The organism is Polaromonas sp. P1_G1 (assembly GCF_056405595.1).
On the sequence record NZ_JBFUBU010000274.1, the window covers coordinates 1 to 384 of the forward strand.

2 pseudogenes are annotated in these 384 nt (G+C 61.7%); both read left to right on the plus strand.

From position 1 onward, the window contains the following. Positions 1–273 (plus strand): annotated as a pseudogene (locus AC1D1Y_RS26815) (hypothetical protein); the annotation flags it as partial. A gap of 10 nt (positions 274–283) precedes the next feature. After that, positions 284–384 (plus strand): annotated as a pseudogene (locus tag AC1D1Y_RS26820) (serine O-acetyltransferase); the annotation flags it as partial.

A 384-nucleotide genomic window follows, 5' to 3' on the forward strand; every position in this document is an offset into this window, starting at 1 on the left:
AGTCCGCCCAGCGCGCTGGCCGACGCCGCACAGGTGAGTGGCATGCTGACCCACTTGGAACAGTCGCTCATCGCATTGGAGTTTCTGGACCCGGCCGCCCCCAAGAAGCTCATGCCGCGCCTGAATGCGCTGTTCAACCGTGCCCAGGTGACGCAGGAAGAAATCCACATCCTGCGCGGCATTGCCAAAGCCATCCTGCAGCGCAGCGCCCAAGTACCGGCTACCGGTGGGGGATTGGTGGCGATAGACGGCAAATCAGACCTGAACGGGTAGACTCTTTCGCATGTTTTCACGCATCCGCTCCGATATCCAGTGCATTCTTGACCGCGACCCCGCTGCCCGCAGCACTTGGGAGGTCATCACCTGTTATCCGGGCCTGCATGC